This is a genomic window from Acidovorax sp. Root402, assembly GCF_001425125.1.
GTDB classification, from domain to species: domain Bacteria; phylum Pseudomonadota; class Gammaproteobacteria; order Burkholderiales; family Burkholderiaceae_C; genus Acidovorax; species Acidovorax delafieldii.
In genome coordinates this window covers 328,745-341,870 of sequence record NZ_LMDQ01000018.1, presented here as the reverse complement: position 1 = coordinate 341,870, position 13,126 = coordinate 328,745, and the positions used below count along the sequence as shown (strand labels likewise).

Genomic DNA, 13,126 nt, shown 5'->3' with positions numbered 1-13,126 from the left:
ACCCCACGCGGCGCCAACGAAGGCTTGCAAGCATCCATATGCGGTTTTCGCATGCGCGCGCGGGGTGTGGGTGGGGTGGCCCGCTGGCCTGCGGCGCTCAGTAACCGCGCTCCCTGTCCACCACGTCGTGCAGCGGCAGCCCGGCCACAAAGCGCTGCAGGTTGCCCACAAACTTGCGCGCCGTCACCTCCGCAGCCCCTTGTACGGCCCACGACACATGCGGCGTGATGCGCACACGCGGGTGGTGGTACAGAGGGTGGCCGTCGGGCAAAGGCTCGGGGTCGGTCACATCCAGCGTGGCGCCCGACAGGCGGCCCGCATCCAGCGCATGCAGCAGTGCCTGCTGGTCCACCAGGGCGCCGCGCGCAATGTTCACCAGGTGCAGTCCCGGCCGCGCATGGGCCAGCGTGGCCGCGTTGATGAGGTGGTAGGTCTGCGCGGTGATGGGCAGGGCCAGCACCAGGTGGTCAGACGCCGCCAGCAGCTGCTCGATGGAGCCCACCGCCTGCACGCCTTCACCCCCTTCACCCCGTCCATCCACCGGCGCCCCCCCACGCCGCAGCGCCACCACCTGCATGCCCAGCGCCTGTGCACGCAAGGCCACCGCGCGGCCAATGGCGCCATAGCCCGCAATGCCCAGCGTGCGGCCCTGCAGGGTGCCGGGTAGGTGCTGGTCCACCCGCGCAAAGGTCTCGCGCCATGGGTCGGCCCCTTGCACGCGCAGTGTGTCCCAGTCGCGCTGGTGTGCCAGCAGCGCCGTGATCACATATTCGGCAATGGGCACAGCCGCCACACCGCGTGAACATGTCACCAGCGGCACCTGCAGCAGCCACGGCGGAAAGAAGTCGATGCCCGCCGACGCCACATGCACCCACTGCAGGTGCCCCGGCCAGCCCGCCGGGGGCTGCGCGGGCGCATTGCGCCAGCCATTGCGCGGGCCGGTGAACAGCACATCGGCATCAGCGGCACGCTCCCAGGCAGGCACAGCGGCATCGTCGGCCAGGGCCACGGGCAAGCCCGCTGCGGCCACCAGGGCATCGGCATCGGCACCGGTCTGGTTCAACACCACCAGGGGGCGGGGGGCCAGCACGGCATTCATGGCGTATCCGTTCTCATCGTCTCAGCCCAGGCCCAGCGCGCGGCGGCCTGCGGCAATGTGGGCGCTGTCCTCCTGCGGGGTGTGCACACGGCCACACAGCACATCGCGCAGGTGGCGCTCCAGCGGGTTTTTGCGTGCCAGGCCGTGGTTGCTGGACAGCTGCAGCGCCGCCTGCACCACCTCGATGGCGTTCTGCGTGGCCACGGTTTTGACCAGGCCGCTGTCCACCGCCAGCACCAGGGTGCCGGTGTCCAGGTCATGCGCCACGCTGGCGATCAGCCGGTCGTTGGTGAGCAGCAGGGCCTCGATGCGGCCCACGGCCTCCTGGGCGCGCGGCAGGCTGGACAGGGGTGCGCCCAGGTTGGCGGGCGTGCGCTCGCGCAAAAAGCGCACCACCCAGTCGCGCGCTGCGCGGGCCACGCCCGTGTACAGCGCGCCCAGCATCACCGTCATCTCGGCCAGCATGGCGGGCTCGCCACGGGCCCAGTCCTGCGGCAGGCGCACATCGAGCGCGTGGTCGTGGGGGGTCAGCACGTCCTGCAGGATCACATCGTGGCTGCCACTGGCGCGCAGGCCCAGGTGGTCCCAGGTGGCGTCGATGCGGATGCCGGGCGAACCGGCCCGCACCAGGAACGAGCCCACGCGCGGCACCTCTTCGTCGGTGCGAGCCCACACCACGTACCAGCGCAGGATGGGCGCGCCGGTCGAATACACCTTGTGCCCGCTGATGCGCCAGCCCTCGGCCGTGTACCGCGCCACTGTGGCAGGCAGGCCGCCGCGTGCGGGCGAGCCCAGCTCGGGCTCCACGCGCAGCGCGTTGATGAGCGACACCTCGTTGTGCGACTCGTGCACCAGCTGCCGGGCCAGCGCCTGCGGCCAGGGCGAGCCGGGCCGCCCCATGCCGCGCTGCTGGATGTACTGCATGGTCAGCACCAGCGCCGTGGCCGGGCAGCCCTGGCCCACCGCGCCAATCACCTCGCCCAGTTGCGCGGCCGACGCGCCCTGCCCGCCCAGCGTGCGCGGCGCGGCCAGCGCCAGCAGGCCGGCCTGCTGCAGGTCGGCAAAGTTCTGGTGCGGAAAACTCCCGTCCCGGTCGTGCGCCACGGCGCGCTCGGCAAACTCCACCGCCAGCGTGCGCGCCACCTGCCCCCAGGTCAGCGGCGCGTTCATTGCAGCACCTCAGGCTGCTGCCGCACAAGGATGTCGAACAGGCTCCTGAAGGCAAACTGCGCGCCGCCGGGCCCGCCGATCTGTGCATGCGTGTGCTGCGCGATCTCATGGCGAATGGGTTGGGGCGTGCCCGCCGCCTCAGCCAGCAGCTGGGCCTGGCAGGCGTTCTCCAGCGCGATGTACCACCACGCCGCCGCCTCCACCGACGGCCCCGCCGTCAGGATGCCGTGGTTCTGCAGGATTACCGCCTTCTGCGCCCCCAGCGCCTTGCCAATGCGAAAGCCCTCGTCCGTCTCCAGCACCACCCCCGTGAAGTCGTCGAACAGCGCGTGGTCTTCATAGAAGATGCACGAGTCCTGCGTCAGCGGGTCGAGCTTGCGGCCCAGCGCAGACCACGCTTTGCCGTATGTGGAATGGGTGTGGGCCGCAGCAATGATGTCGGGCCGCGTCTCGTGCAACGCCGCGTGGATGGCAAACGCCGCGCGGTTCAGCGGGCCCTGGCCGATGACGATCTCGCCTGCCGCGTTCACCAGCAGCAGGTCGGACACCTTGATCTGCGAAAAATGCACGCCCAGCGGGTTCACCCAGAAGTGGTCCGTCCACTCCGGGTCGCGCGCAGTGATGTGGCCTGCCAGCCCGTAGTCAAACCCCTGCTGTGCAAACAGCCGAAAGGCCACGGCCAGGTTCTCCTGCCGGTAGCGGCGCTCGGCCTGCACCGTGGGGCGCGGGCTGGGCGCATCAAACCAGTCCTTGCGCTGCGGCGAGGGGTTGCGGGCGAGGTCGGTGGCGGGCAGGGGCTTGAGGACGGCAGACATGGGTGGCGGCTTTCCAGATCGGTGAGGTGGACGAAAGAGAAACGAACCCGCCCACCATAGGAGCGCCCCCGCCCCGCGCCAACGAAGAAATCCGCGTGACCACATGCGGTTTTCGCATGCACCACGGTGGGTGCTGCGTTTGCCGCATATCGATGCTACGCAATGGTCTTTGCGCTGCCGCCGGGCTTGTTGGAACCTTGTGGCTCGACACACCGATCCACACACCAGCCTGCCATGCCCCATACCCCTCCTTCACTGAACCGCCGCCATCTCCTCAAAACCGGTCTGGGCGCCGCCGCATGGGCGGCCACAGCGGGTGTACCCGCACTGGCGGCATCGCCCGGCACGCCCGACCTGTCCAAGGTCACGCTGCGCGTTGGCACCTACAAGGGCCTGTGGCGCGCGCTGATCGCCGCATCGGGCCAGGGCAACACGCCCTACCGCATCGAATGGCGCGAGCTGAACAACGGCGTGCTGCACATCGAGGCCCTGAACGGCGACGCGCTGGACCTGGGCTCGGGCAGCGAGATCCCTGCCTTGTTTGCCGCCCGGCAAAAGGCGCAGGTGCGCTTCATTGCCGTGGTGCGCGAAGACCTGAACAACCAGGTCACCCTGGCCCGCAAGGATGCCCCCATCCAGCGCATTGCCGACCTGAAAGGCAAACGCGTGGGCTATGTGCGCGCCACCACCTCGCATTACTACCTGAGCAAGCAGCTGGCCGAAGCGGGCTTGTCGTTTGCCGACATCACGGCCATCAACCTCACCCCGGCCGATGGGCTGTCGGCCTTTGACCGGGGCGACCTCGACGCCTGGGCCATCTACGGCTACAACGGCCAGCTGGCACGGCTGCGCTACGGCGCCCGCGTGATCAAGACCGGTGTGGGCTACCTGTCGGGCAACTTTCCCATCTATGCCAACCCGCGCGCGGTGGACGACCCCGCGCGCCATGCCGCCATCAGCGACTACCTGCTGCGCCTGCGCCGCGCTTACCAGTGGGCCAACGGCAACTACCTGGACTACGCCCGGGCCCAGTCCGCCGAAACCCGCGTGCCCGTGGGCGACCTGATCGAGCTGTGGAACAGCCGCAGCACCGACTACGACCTGCGCCCCGTGGACGACGCCGTGGTGCAAGGCCACCAGGCGGTGGCCGACACCTTTTTGCAACTGGGCGTGCTCGACGGCCCCGCGCAAGTGGCGCCCCTGTGGGACCGCAGCTTCAAAAACGTGTTGCGCCCCTTCGCGATCGACAAGGCGGCCTGACACGCACAACCCCCGCCGCCGCAGCCACACCCCGTGCCACTTTTCGCGTGGCGGGGAGCACCGCTTGCGCTTACCATGCGCCCCTGATTTCCATCAAGGAGCACCCTCCCATGAGCATGAACAAGCGCAACTTCGTCGCCGCCGGCATGGGCCTGGCAGGCCTGTGGACGGCCACGGGCAGCAGCCACGCCGCCACGCCGGCCAAGGCCCCCAGCGGCCCCACGCTGCTCACCATCAGCGGCGCCATCACCCAGTCCAACCGCGGCGCACTGGACACCACCATCGACCAGATGATGGGCAAACACGGCATCCAGTTTGACAAGGCCTTTGCGCTGGACGCCGCCGCCCTGGCGCGCATGCCCGCCGTCACCATCAAGCCCACGCTCGAATACGACAGCAAGCCCCACACGCTCAAGGGCCCCCTGCTTACAACCGTGCTGGCCGCAGCCGGTGTGGCAGCGGGCAGCCCCGTGCAACTGGGCCTGCGCGCGGTGGACGGCTACAACGTCAACATCAGCATGGCCGACGCCCAGGCCTACCGCATGATCGTCGCCACCCACATCGACGGCCAGCCCATGGCCCTGGGTGGCTTGGGCCCGCAGTGGGCCGTGTACGACGCCGACGTGCTGCCCGCTTTCAAGGACAAGCCCGTGAAGGAACGCTTTGGCCTGTGCCCCTGGGGGCTGTACCACATTGAGGTGAAAAAGGCCTGAGCCCGCGCAGGCCCAAGGCCGCCGAGCGGTTGAGCACCAGCACGGTACAAACCGCCACCCAACAAAAAGAGCGACCCCAGGGTCGCTCTTTTTTTGATAGCTGCCAGCGCATGATCCACTAGCGCTACAGCCATATTTCACCCTAAATCAGCCCCGGCGGCGCCCCATGCGCACCGCCAGCGCCGCCAGCGACCCCACGGTGGCCAAGCCCACCACCCCCAGCCAGCCCCACTGCGCCAGCGCCAGGCTGCCCAGCGCCGCCCCGGCCGACATGCCGATGAACATGCCGGTGAACAGCAGCGCATTGAGCCGGCTGCGCGCTGCAGGGTCGATGCCGTAGACGATGGTCTGGTGCGCCACCAGTGTGGCCTGCACGCCAAAGTCAAAGCCGATGGCACTGACCACAATCAAGCCCAGCTGGGCCTGCGCAGGCAGCAGTGGCGCCAGCGCCATCACCGCAAACGACACGGCGGCCAGCCCGGCGCCATAGCGCGTCACCACCTCGGGCCCACGCTTGTCGGCCAGGCGCCCGGCCAACGGCGCAGCCAGTGCCCCCGCCGCCCCTGCCAGGCCAAACGCACCTGCCGCTGCCGTGCCCAGGTTGAACTGGCTGTGCAGCATCACCGCCAGCGTGGACCAGAACGCGCTGAAGCCCACGGCCAGCAGCCCCTGCGCCCAGGCTGCGCGGCGCAGCGCTGCGTGCTGGCGCCACAGCGCCACCATCGACCCGATCAGCGCGCCGTAGCCCATCTGCGTGGTGGGCGCAAAGCGCGGCAGCCCGCGCCACACCGCCACCGTCAGCAGCGCAATGGCCACTGCAGCCGCCACATACACCGTGCGCCAGCCCCACTGCTGCGCCACAAAGCCGCTGACCACGCGCGACAGCAAGATGCCCAGCAGCAGCCCCGTCATCACCGTGCCCACCATGCGCCCACGCTGCGCGGCCGGGGCCAGCGTGGCGGCGGCAGGCACCACGTCTTGCGCCACCGTGGCTGCCAGGCCCACAGCCAAACTGGCTGCCAGCAACGCGCCCATGCCGGGTGCCAGGCCGCTCAGCAGCAGCGCCAGCATCAGCGCAATGGACTTGATGACGATGATGCGGCGCCGGTCAAACCGGTCGCCCAGCGGCGCCAGCAGCAAGATGCCCAGCGCATACCCCAGCTGCGTGAGCGTGGGCACCAGCCCCACCACGCGGCTGTCGGCCTGCATGTCGGGCCCCAGCACGCCCAGCATGGGCTGGCTGTAATACAGCGAGGCCACGCTCAGCCCCGCTGTGGTCGCCAGCAGCAACAAGAGCGGCGCACTCACCGCTCCCTCCGCAGGCGGCGCCACCGGGGCAAGCCCCGCTGCGCCGCTTGCATGCACGTTTTGAATGGAAGACATCACAACACCATTGGTTAGAAAGGAATGGTGCGATTGTTCTAGCTCGCCTCCGTGCTGGGTAGTAGGCTGAATTGCAGATTCGTTATACGCTTGGCGTATGACCAACACCCTGCCAGCCCTGCAACCCGGCGCCGACCGCATCGAGCTGATGCAGACCTTTGTCCGCATCGTCGAGGCCGGCAGCCTGTCTGCCGCCGCCCAGCAACTGGGCACCAGCCAGCCCACCGTGAGCCGCCGCCTGCAGGCACTGGAGCGCAGCCTGGGCATCAAGCTGCTGCAGCGATCCACCCATGTGATGAAGCTGACCGAAGACGGCGACCGCTGCTTTGCACATGCCAAGGCCCTGCTGGAAGACTGGCGCGCCATGGAGGACGACCTGCGCGGCACCGCCGACACCCCGCGCGGCACCCTGCGCGTGCTGGCGCCGCACGCCTTTGGGCAAGACCAGTTCATCGCCCCGCTGATGGCCTACCTGTGCCGCTACCCCGAGGTGGACGTGGAATGGATGCTGCACGACCGCCGCCCCAACTTCATCGCCGAAGGCATCGACTGCGCCATCCAGGTCGGTGCGGTGGACGACCCCAGCGTGGTCGCAGTGCGCCTGGCCGAGGTGCCCCGCATCGTGCTGGCCGCCCCCGCCCTGATGGCCGGGCGCCCCACGCCCCAGCACGCGCAAGACCTGCTGCCCCTGCCCTGGCTGGCCCTGAGCACCTTCTACCGCCGCGAGGTCACGCTGACCCAAGAGCCCGGCAGCGAGGCCCACACCTTTGGCATCACCCCGCGTTTGGCCACCGACAGCCTGTACGCCCTGCGCAGCGCCGCCCTAGCCGGGCTGGGGGCGTGTATTTCATCGGCGTGGATCGTGGACAACGATGTGCGGCAGGGGAAGCTGCTGCACCTGGTGCCCAACTGGCACGCGGCGCCGCTGCCGGTGTACTTGGTGTACCCGTATGCGCGGTTTTATCCGGCAAGGCTGCGGTTGTTTTTGGAGGCGATGCGGGGCGCGATGCCGTGGTTGGTGGGGATGCGGGCGGTGGGGTGATGTACGGAGCTGAAGCAGGGACCGGCCACAAGCGGCCCGTCGTCGACGGCGGCGGCGGCTAACTGGAGGGTCGCAAACTATGTCCGGAAGACCGCCCTGCGAACGTCATTTGTCACAGAGCGGTTTTCACTTGAACAAACCGACTGCGAGACAGGGGTATCTAGCTTATTGACACGGCGCATATCACCTTGCGCTTGCAGTTTGGATGTTGCTAGACTGTGCTGCTATCCAGCATTCCCTAGGCGATGATTGCAGAAGACTTCCGGCGCCTGTTGAACGAAATGAATGAAGCGGAGATCGTTCGCACGCACATCGTGACCGAGGACCCTGGGCCGAACGTTCCTGCCGAGTCCCTTCGACACATCGAAGCTATCCTTCGAGACAGGTTTCAGGTCCCCGCGGAGCATCGAGTGTCAGCTATTGTTGTCGGCTCGGCAAAACTAGGTTTCTCGTTCATAGAAAAGCGTGAAAGAGGCGTGGTCGTTAAGCCTGCTTATCGAAGCTATCAACCGGGTATTTCTGATATCGACATTGCCGTCGTTAGTCCCGTGGTCTACGGGAAAATCTGGAACGACTTAGCAAGTATCGGGGCGCACGCCAGAAGTTTCCCGGTACGATCGAGTCTTGGCGATTACATGTATCACGGTTGGCTTCGACCAGATAAGTTCCCAGATCCCAAGCCCCAACGATGCGCCGATTGGTCTACCGCATACAGAGATTTACAGATATACCCAGCATTAAGAAATAAGCGAGTGCGGCTCGCACTATTCCAATCCCAATATTTCCTTGAAACGTACCAGCAGCGCGGAATTCGTTTCGCGCGCGAGCAGGAGTTAATGTTGTGAGAACCTCCCCTACGAGCCTCAAGGTAAGGCAATTGATTACTCTGACGAGAGAAACAAAGCTCGTCCCACGACCTGAGTTTCAACGGCGGCTAGTCTGGACAACCGAAGACAAAATTCGGTTTATGGACACAATCCTTAAAGGCATGCCATTCCCCGAAATCTACGTTGCAAACGGACCTGTAGATGTGAATACTGGGGAAGGACAGCAATTGCTGGTTGACGGTCAGCAGCGAGTGACGACAATCGTTGATTATTTCACTGGCGACCCTAAGACATATGGCACCGTCTTGCCGTCCTATGCGAGCTTGGACGCAGACCGCAAGCGTGATTTTCTCGACTACGACGTGACGGTGCGTGACCTAGGAACAATTACCTCCGAGCAGATTGTTGATATATTTCGTCGAATAAACTCCACGAGATACTCTTTGAATGAGATAGAGATCAACAATGCGGTATATACAGGCGCGCTTATGACCCTTGCCTCCGGCTTCGCGGAGCATGAGTTTTTTGACAAGCATCGTGTCTTTCGGCCTACTGACATAAAGAGAATGGGAGATGTGAGATTTGTACTCCAACTCATAGTAACGCTGCTAGGGGGCTACTTCGATCGTGACGAGTTGCTGGAGCAATACCTGAGCGAATTCAATGAGGGTTTCCCCTTGAGCAATGACATTGCCCGACGATTGACGAAAGTCTTCGATTTCATTGATGAGTGCGGTTTCACCAAAAGTTCGCGAATTTGGAAGCGATCTGACCTCTTTAGCGCCATCGTATCGCTTGACAGGGTGCTATCGGATAATCCTCACTTGTCGCCAAGCGATGGCCTTAGCCGTCTCGAAGCATTTTACACTGCGGTCGATAATGAAGGGATGACATCTCAGAACGCACCTGTAGGTATATATGCAAAGGCCGCTATTCAAGCTTCTAATGACCGAATCAATCGCCTACGCAGAGGTTTGATTATTGAAGCGGTGCTAGCTGATGCTGATCCGCTAGAAGCCATGAGGAATGAAGGGCTCGTTTGACTGCGGGATGACCGTTCGAACTAAGACAGCAGAGCAGTGGGAGCTGCTGGTGATGCCCGCTTGTGGCGTAAGTCCGCTTCAGGGCAACTTGGCCGACTATGCGACCGCCGCATCGGGCCCGCAGCGGTCAATCCTTACGTATATGGTTCAAAACTCAAAGAAAAAAGGAGCACAGTCATGTTGCTCTATTTTTCATAGCTACTACCGCATACAGATAAATCGCTACCGGCATATTTCGAACTAAGGTGGCCTCTGTCGCATACCCCGCAGGCAACTATCTAAACCGCCAGTCGCCCGACACGCTCTCCCGCCACCGTCACGTGGCGCACCAACTCAGCCTTGCACGCATCAAAACCGGCGCCGAATCCTTCCTCGCCCTCCAACCGGCGCACAAACACTTGCGCCATTCCAAGCGCCTCTTTCCAAGCCGCCGCGCTGACCTGCTCCCCCACCGTCAGCTCCAGCGCCCGATCCGGCAAGCCACCCCCAGCAGTGGGTGCAAACGCCATGGGCGTCATGTCATACGCAGGCGCCAGCTCGTAAGGCCTGCGCCCCTCTGACAAGCACGACAGATTGCCGCTGTGCATGTCGGTGTTGCCGATCAGGGTGCCAAACGCCCACAGCAGGCAGGCCGTGTCAAAGGCCTGGGGGGTGATGACCCCGGTCTTTAGCAACGCCCTGGCGATCACCGGCCAGTTGCCGCCGCTGCCGACAAACTCGGCGTCCAGCGCGGCGAAGGAATGCAGCGCACTGCGCCCGCGCGCGCCCAGCCGGTCAAACCGCTGCACCTCCAGAAACCGTTGGGTGCCGTGCATCCAGGTCATGGACTGCGCGGCAGGCACGCCGTGGTCGCGCAGCACCTGCAGGGCGATGTGTTCGGCCAGCAGCAGGTCGCGCCAGCGGGCGCTGACGGGGGTGTCGAGTTCGGCGGTGAACTTGACCATCACATGCGCGGCGGTGCCGTCGGCCTGCTCTGCGTAGGCGGTGAACTTGGGCTGCTCTCCGGCGGCGGACGAGCCCGCCACCTCGCCGCGCGCGGCCAGGTCGGCCAACTGGGCGTAGGTGGGCAGCTTTTGCGCCGCTGCAATGGGCACCGGGTCGGGCGCGTTAACGAACTGGTCGCGCGCGGCGGGGCCGATGAGCAGGTTGCCGGGCATGTCGTCGCCCTGGTCCAGGATGGCGCGCAGCGCGTGGGTGTCGCTCCAGTCGCCCAGCCGCTCGGGCAAGCCCAGGCGCTGGCCGTGCCGCTGGCAGTACGCGCGCCCCAGGTAGCCCTGCGGGCGCATGTCAAAAATCCACCACGGCAGGCCGTCGCTGTGCAGCCGGGCTCCGCCCGCTTCGACCATCACAAAGCCCTGCGGGCACACCGGGACCAGGGTGCCCAGGGTTTCGAGCGCGCCCTGGGGAGTGACGCGGTACACGGTGGCCTGCAGATCGGCGCGCTGGGGATCGCGGAGGGTGTATTGAATAGATCTGGCGGCGCCAAAAGGCACCACCTCGTCACCCAGCGCGCTGAGTGCCCGCGAGACGGTGGGCTGGCTGACCTGCAGCGCCTGGGCCAGCGCCTGCGCCTTGGCGGGGCCGGGGCGCAGCAGGGGGCGGATGGCGTTGGCGTAGGTCTGGGCGGCGGAGGGCATGGCCTAAGGATACGCCGATTGAATTGAAAATTGAATAGATAAAAGAATAGATAAAACAGGCTGAATGGACGTATCGAGATCGCCCGACTACGCCGGCAACCGCACCGCAGCCTCCCGCAGCGCCTCGGCAAACGCCATAGCCGCCGGTTGTTGCTGCGTGCCCCGGTGGTAGGCCAGGTACAGGTCCAGATGCACCACGGGCTCGCGCAGCATGGCGACGCCCAGGCCCTGGCGCAGGCATTCTTCCAGCGCGAACGAGGGCACGATGGCGCTGCCACGGCCTGCGCGCACCATGCCGATGAGGGTGCCGATGAGGTTCATGCGGGGGCGCTCCTGGTGGGCCAGCCCTAGGCGCGAGAGCTGCTTTTCAATCACCACCTGGATGGGGTTGCCCGACGGCAGGCTGACCAGGGGCACGTCTTTGAGGCGGCTCCAGGGCTGGCTGTCTGACAGCTGGCCGCTGGTGTGCGCCGCATCGGGCGGGCTGATGCGCATGAGGCGGAACTTGCACAAGGGCTGGCGCGACAGCCCCACGGCGGGTTTGACGAAGAAGCCAAAGCCGATGTCGGCCTCGCCGTCGAGCACGCGCTGGCGCACGGTGCCCACCTCGACATCGCTGAGCTGCACCTGCACGCCGGGGTGGCTGTGCGCAAAGCCGCGAATCACCTCGGGCAGCAGGCTGGCCGAGATCATGGGCGTGGCCGCCACCAGCAGGCGCGAGCGCACAGCGGCCTCGTTGCCGTCCAGCACGGCGCCCAGGGCGCGCAGCTCGCCCACCACGCGCTCGGCCACGGGCTGCAGGCGGCGCCCGGCCTCGGTCAGCGTGATCGACCGGGTGGTGCGGTCAAACAGGCGGGCGCCCACCTGGTCTTCCAGCTCCTTGACCAGCATGCTCATGCCCGAGGGCGACAGGTGCACCTGCTCGGCCGCCTTGGCAAAGCTCTGCAGGCGCGTCACCTCCAGAAAAGCGTGGAGCTGGCGGGTGCTGACATTCATCAGCTTTGATGAAGAATTCATCAGAATTTTCCGTTTGATCAATGTCAAGAGTGTCGTTGTAATTGTCCTGTAACGCCCTTCCAACGACTAGAGAGACAAGCCCCATGCCCCAGCTGCCCACCCTGCGTGCCAACGCGCACCCGCCCTCCCCCCAACGCCGCAGCCTGGTGCTGGGCGCGCTGGTCGCCACGGCTGCAGCCGCCACGCCCAGGGCCTGGGCACAGACGGGTGCCGATGCACCGGTGCGGCTGGTGGTGCCGTTCACGCCCGGCACGGGCATTGACCTGATTGCGCGGCAGATTGCGCAGCCGCTGTCTGACCGGCTCAAGCGCCCGTTTTTTGTGGAGAACAAGGCGGGGGCGTCCGGCATCATCGGCACGCAAGAGGTGGTGCGCGCGGCGCCCGACGGCACCACGCTGCTGGTCAGCGTGAACACGCTGGTGATGAACATGGCGCTGTACCCCAAGCAGGGCTTTAACCCGCTGACGGACTTGGTGCCCGTGAGCCAGACGAGCTGGGGGCAGCTGCTGCTGGTGGCATCGGCGGGGTCCAAAATCGAATCGCTCAAGGACCTGATGGACCGTGCCCGGGCCAAGCCCGGCTCGCTGAACTACGGCTCGCCCGGTGCGGGCACGCCGCACCACCTGGCGATGGAATTGCTGAAGAACCGGGCCAAGATTTCGCTCACCCACATCAGCTACCGGGGCACCGCACCGGCTGTGACAGACCTGCTGGGCGGGCAGATCGACGCGATGTTCCTACCCATCCACGTGGCCTTGCAGCATGTGAAGGCGGGCAAGCTGAAGGCGCTGGCCATCAGCTCGGACACGCCGCACCCGCTGCTGCCCGAGGTGCCGTCGCTCGGCACCCTGAAGCTGGGCGACCTGAACGTGGACATGTGGTACGGCGTGTTTGCCCCCGCAGGCACACCCCGCGCCATGGTGGACCGGCTCAACACCGAGCTGCGCGACGTGCTGGCCTCGCCCGCCGTGGCCAAGTCGTTCGAGACCCAGGGCATGACGCCCGCGCACAGCTCGCCAGACGCCTTCCAGAAGCTGGTGACGGCTGACGCCAAGCGCTGGGCCGACCTCATCAAGGCCCAGGGCATCACCGCAGAGTGATCCCACGCACCACCAAGCAG

The 13,126-nt window shown here is 65.9% G+C and carries 12 protein-coding genes; 6 read left to right on the top strand and 6 right to left on the bottom strand.

Going from position 1 to position 13,126, the window contains the following annotated elements; genetic code table 11:
- Nucleotides 1-97: 97 nt before the first annotated feature.
- The 3 genes from ASC83_RS21970 to ASC83_RS21960 are packed head-to-tail and all read right to left on the bottom strand — an operon-like array spanning nt 98 to nt 3,084.
- Nucleotides 98-1,099, bottom strand: coding sequence for an NAD(P)-dependent oxidoreductase (locus tag ASC83_RS21970; protein WP_056067580.1), 1,002 nt, complete (start codon nt 1,097-1,099; stop codon nt 98-100).
- 21 nt (nt 1,100-1,120) lie between these two features.
- Complete coding sequence (locus ASC83_RS21965; RefSeq protein WP_056067579.1) at nt 1,121-2,269, bottom strand: acyl-CoA dehydrogenase family protein; 1,149 nt, start codon at nt 2,267-2,269, stop codon at nt 1,121-1,123.
- Nucleotides 2,266-3,084 (bottom strand): class II aldolase/adducin family protein, encoded by an 819-nt coding sequence (locus ASC83_RS21960; protein WP_056067577.1) that lies wholly within the window; start codon nt 3,082-3,084, stop codon nt 2,266-2,268. Before ASC83_RS21960 ends, ASC83_RS21965 begins: the two co-directional genes overlap by 4 nt.
- A 234-nt stretch (nt 3,085-3,318) precedes the next feature.
- Here ASC83_RS21960 and ASC83_RS21955 point away from each other — a divergent pair, with 234 nt between their 5' ends.
- Both ASC83_RS21955 and ASC83_RS21950 read left to right on the top strand, forming a co-directional pair.
- On the top strand, nt 3,319-4,344 hold the full coding sequence (locus ASC83_RS21955; protein WP_056067575.1) for an ABC transporter substrate-binding protein: 1,026 nt from the start codon (nt 3,319-3,321) through the stop codon (nt 4,342-4,344).
- 116 nt (nt 4,345-4,460) lie between these two features.
- Nucleotides 4,461-5,057 carry a hypothetical protein gene (locus tag ASC83_RS21950; protein ID WP_056067822.1) on the top strand — a complete coding sequence of 199 codons (597 nt, stop codon included), beginning with the start codon at nt 4,461-4,463 and terminating at the stop codon, nt 5,055-5,057.
- A 147-nt stretch (nt 5,058-5,204) separates the two neighbouring features.
- Here ASC83_RS21950 and ASC83_RS21945 read toward each other — a convergent pair whose 3' ends face one another.
- Nucleotides 5,205-6,440 carry an MFS transporter gene (locus tag ASC83_RS21945; protein ID WP_056067572.1) on the bottom strand — a complete coding sequence of 412 codons (1,236 nt, stop codon included), beginning with the start codon at nt 6,438-6,440 and terminating at the stop codon, nt 5,205-5,207.
- Between the two features lie 97 nt (nt 6,441-6,537).
- On the opposite strand from ASC83_RS21945, the gene ASC83_RS21940 reads away from it, so the two are divergent.
- The 3 genes from ASC83_RS21940 to ASC83_RS21935 all read left to right on the top strand — a co-directional run bounded on the left by ASC83_RS21940 (nt 6,538) and on the right by ASC83_RS21935 (nt 9,352).
- Nucleotides 6,538-7,482 carry a LysR family transcriptional regulator gene (locus tag ASC83_RS21940; protein WP_056067569.1) on the top strand — a complete coding sequence of 315 codons (945 nt, stop codon included), beginning with the start codon at nt 6,538-6,540 and terminating at the stop codon, nt 7,480-7,482.
- A 245-nt stretch (nt 7,483-7,727) separates the two neighbouring features.
- A complete protein-coding gene (locus ASC83_RS24065; RefSeq protein ID WP_156379580.1) occupies nt 7,728-8,327 on the top strand; it encodes a hypothetical protein in 600 nt (199 codons plus the stop codon).
- Nucleotides 8,324-9,352, top strand: coding sequence for a DUF262 domain-containing protein (locus ASC83_RS21935; RefSeq protein WP_082522562.1), 1,029 nt, complete (start codon nt 8,324-8,326; stop codon nt 9,350-9,352). Before ASC83_RS24065 ends, ASC83_RS21935 begins: the two co-directional genes overlap by 4 nt.
- 278 nt (nt 9,353-9,630) lie before the next feature.
- Here the strand turns inward: ASC83_RS21935 and yjjJ are convergent, their stop codons facing one another.
- Together yjjJ and ASC83_RS21925 are read right to left on the bottom strand one after the other, a co-directional pair.
- Nucleotides 9,631-10,989 (bottom strand): type II toxin-antitoxin system HipA family toxin YjjJ, encoded by a 1,359-nt coding sequence (yjjJ, locus tag ASC83_RS21930; protein ID WP_056067566.1) that lies wholly within the window; start codon nt 10,987-10,989, stop codon nt 9,631-9,633.
- Between the two features lie 87 nt (nt 10,990-11,076).
- Entirely contained in the window at nt 11,077-12,006 is a 930-nt protein-coding gene (locus tag ASC83_RS21925; RefSeq protein WP_235509442.1) for a LysR family transcriptional regulator, read from the bottom strand.
- 83 nt (nt 12,007-12,089) lie between these two features.
- Here ASC83_RS21925 and ASC83_RS21920 point away from each other — a divergent pair, with 83 nt between their 5' ends.
- Nucleotides 12,090-13,106, top strand: a complete 1,017-nt coding sequence (locus tag ASC83_RS21920) for a tripartite tricarboxylate transporter substrate binding protein (protein WP_056067564.1) — start codon at nt 12,090-12,092, stop codon at nt 13,104-13,106.
- Nucleotides 13,107-13,126: the final 20 nt, after the last annotated feature.

Excerpts from the sequence above, each read along its gene's own strand:
- ASC83_RS21970 (WP_056067580.1), bottom strand. The coding sequence starts at position 1,099 with ATGAATGCCGTGCTGGCCCCCCGCCCCCTGGTGGTGTTGAACCAGACC.
- ASC83_RS21965 (WP_056067579.1), bottom strand. The coding sequence starts at position 2,269 with ATGAACGCGCCGCTGACCTGGGGGCAGGTGGCGCGCACGCTGGCGGTG.
- ASC83_RS21960 (WP_056067577.1), bottom strand. The coding sequence starts at position 3,084 with ATGTCTGCCGTCCTCAAGCCCCTGCCCGCCACCGACCTCGCCCGCAAC.
- ASC83_RS21955 (WP_056067575.1), top strand. The coding sequence starts at position 3,319 with ATGCCCCATACCCCTCCTTCACTGAACCGCCGCCATCTCCTCAAAACC.
- ASC83_RS21950 (WP_056067822.1), top strand. The coding sequence starts at position 4,461 with ATGAACAAGCGCAACTTCGTCGCCGCCGGCATGGGCCTGGCAGGCCTG.
- ASC83_RS21945 (WP_056067572.1), bottom strand. The coding sequence starts at position 6,440 with ATGTCTTCCATTCAAAACGTGCATGCAAGCGGCGCAGCGGGGCTTGCC.
- ASC83_RS21940 (WP_056067569.1), top strand. The coding sequence starts at position 6,538 with ATGACCAACACCCTGCCAGCCCTGCAACCCGGCGCCGACCGCATCGAG.
- ASC83_RS24065 (WP_156379580.1), top strand. The coding sequence starts at position 7,728 with ATGATTGCAGAAGACTTCCGGCGCCTGTTGAACGAAATGAATGAAGCG.
- yjjJ (WP_056067566.1), bottom strand. The coding sequence starts at position 10,989 with ATGCCCTCCGCCGCCCAGACCTACGCCAACGCCATCCGCCCCCTGCTG.
- ASC83_RS21925 (WP_235509442.1), bottom strand. The coding sequence starts at position 12,006 with ATGAATTCTTCATCAAAGCTGATGAATGTCAGCACCCGCCAGCTCCAC.
- ASC83_RS21920 (WP_056067564.1), top strand. The coding sequence starts at position 12,090 with ATGCCCCAGCTGCCCACCCTGCGTGCCAACGCGCACCCGCCCTCCCCC.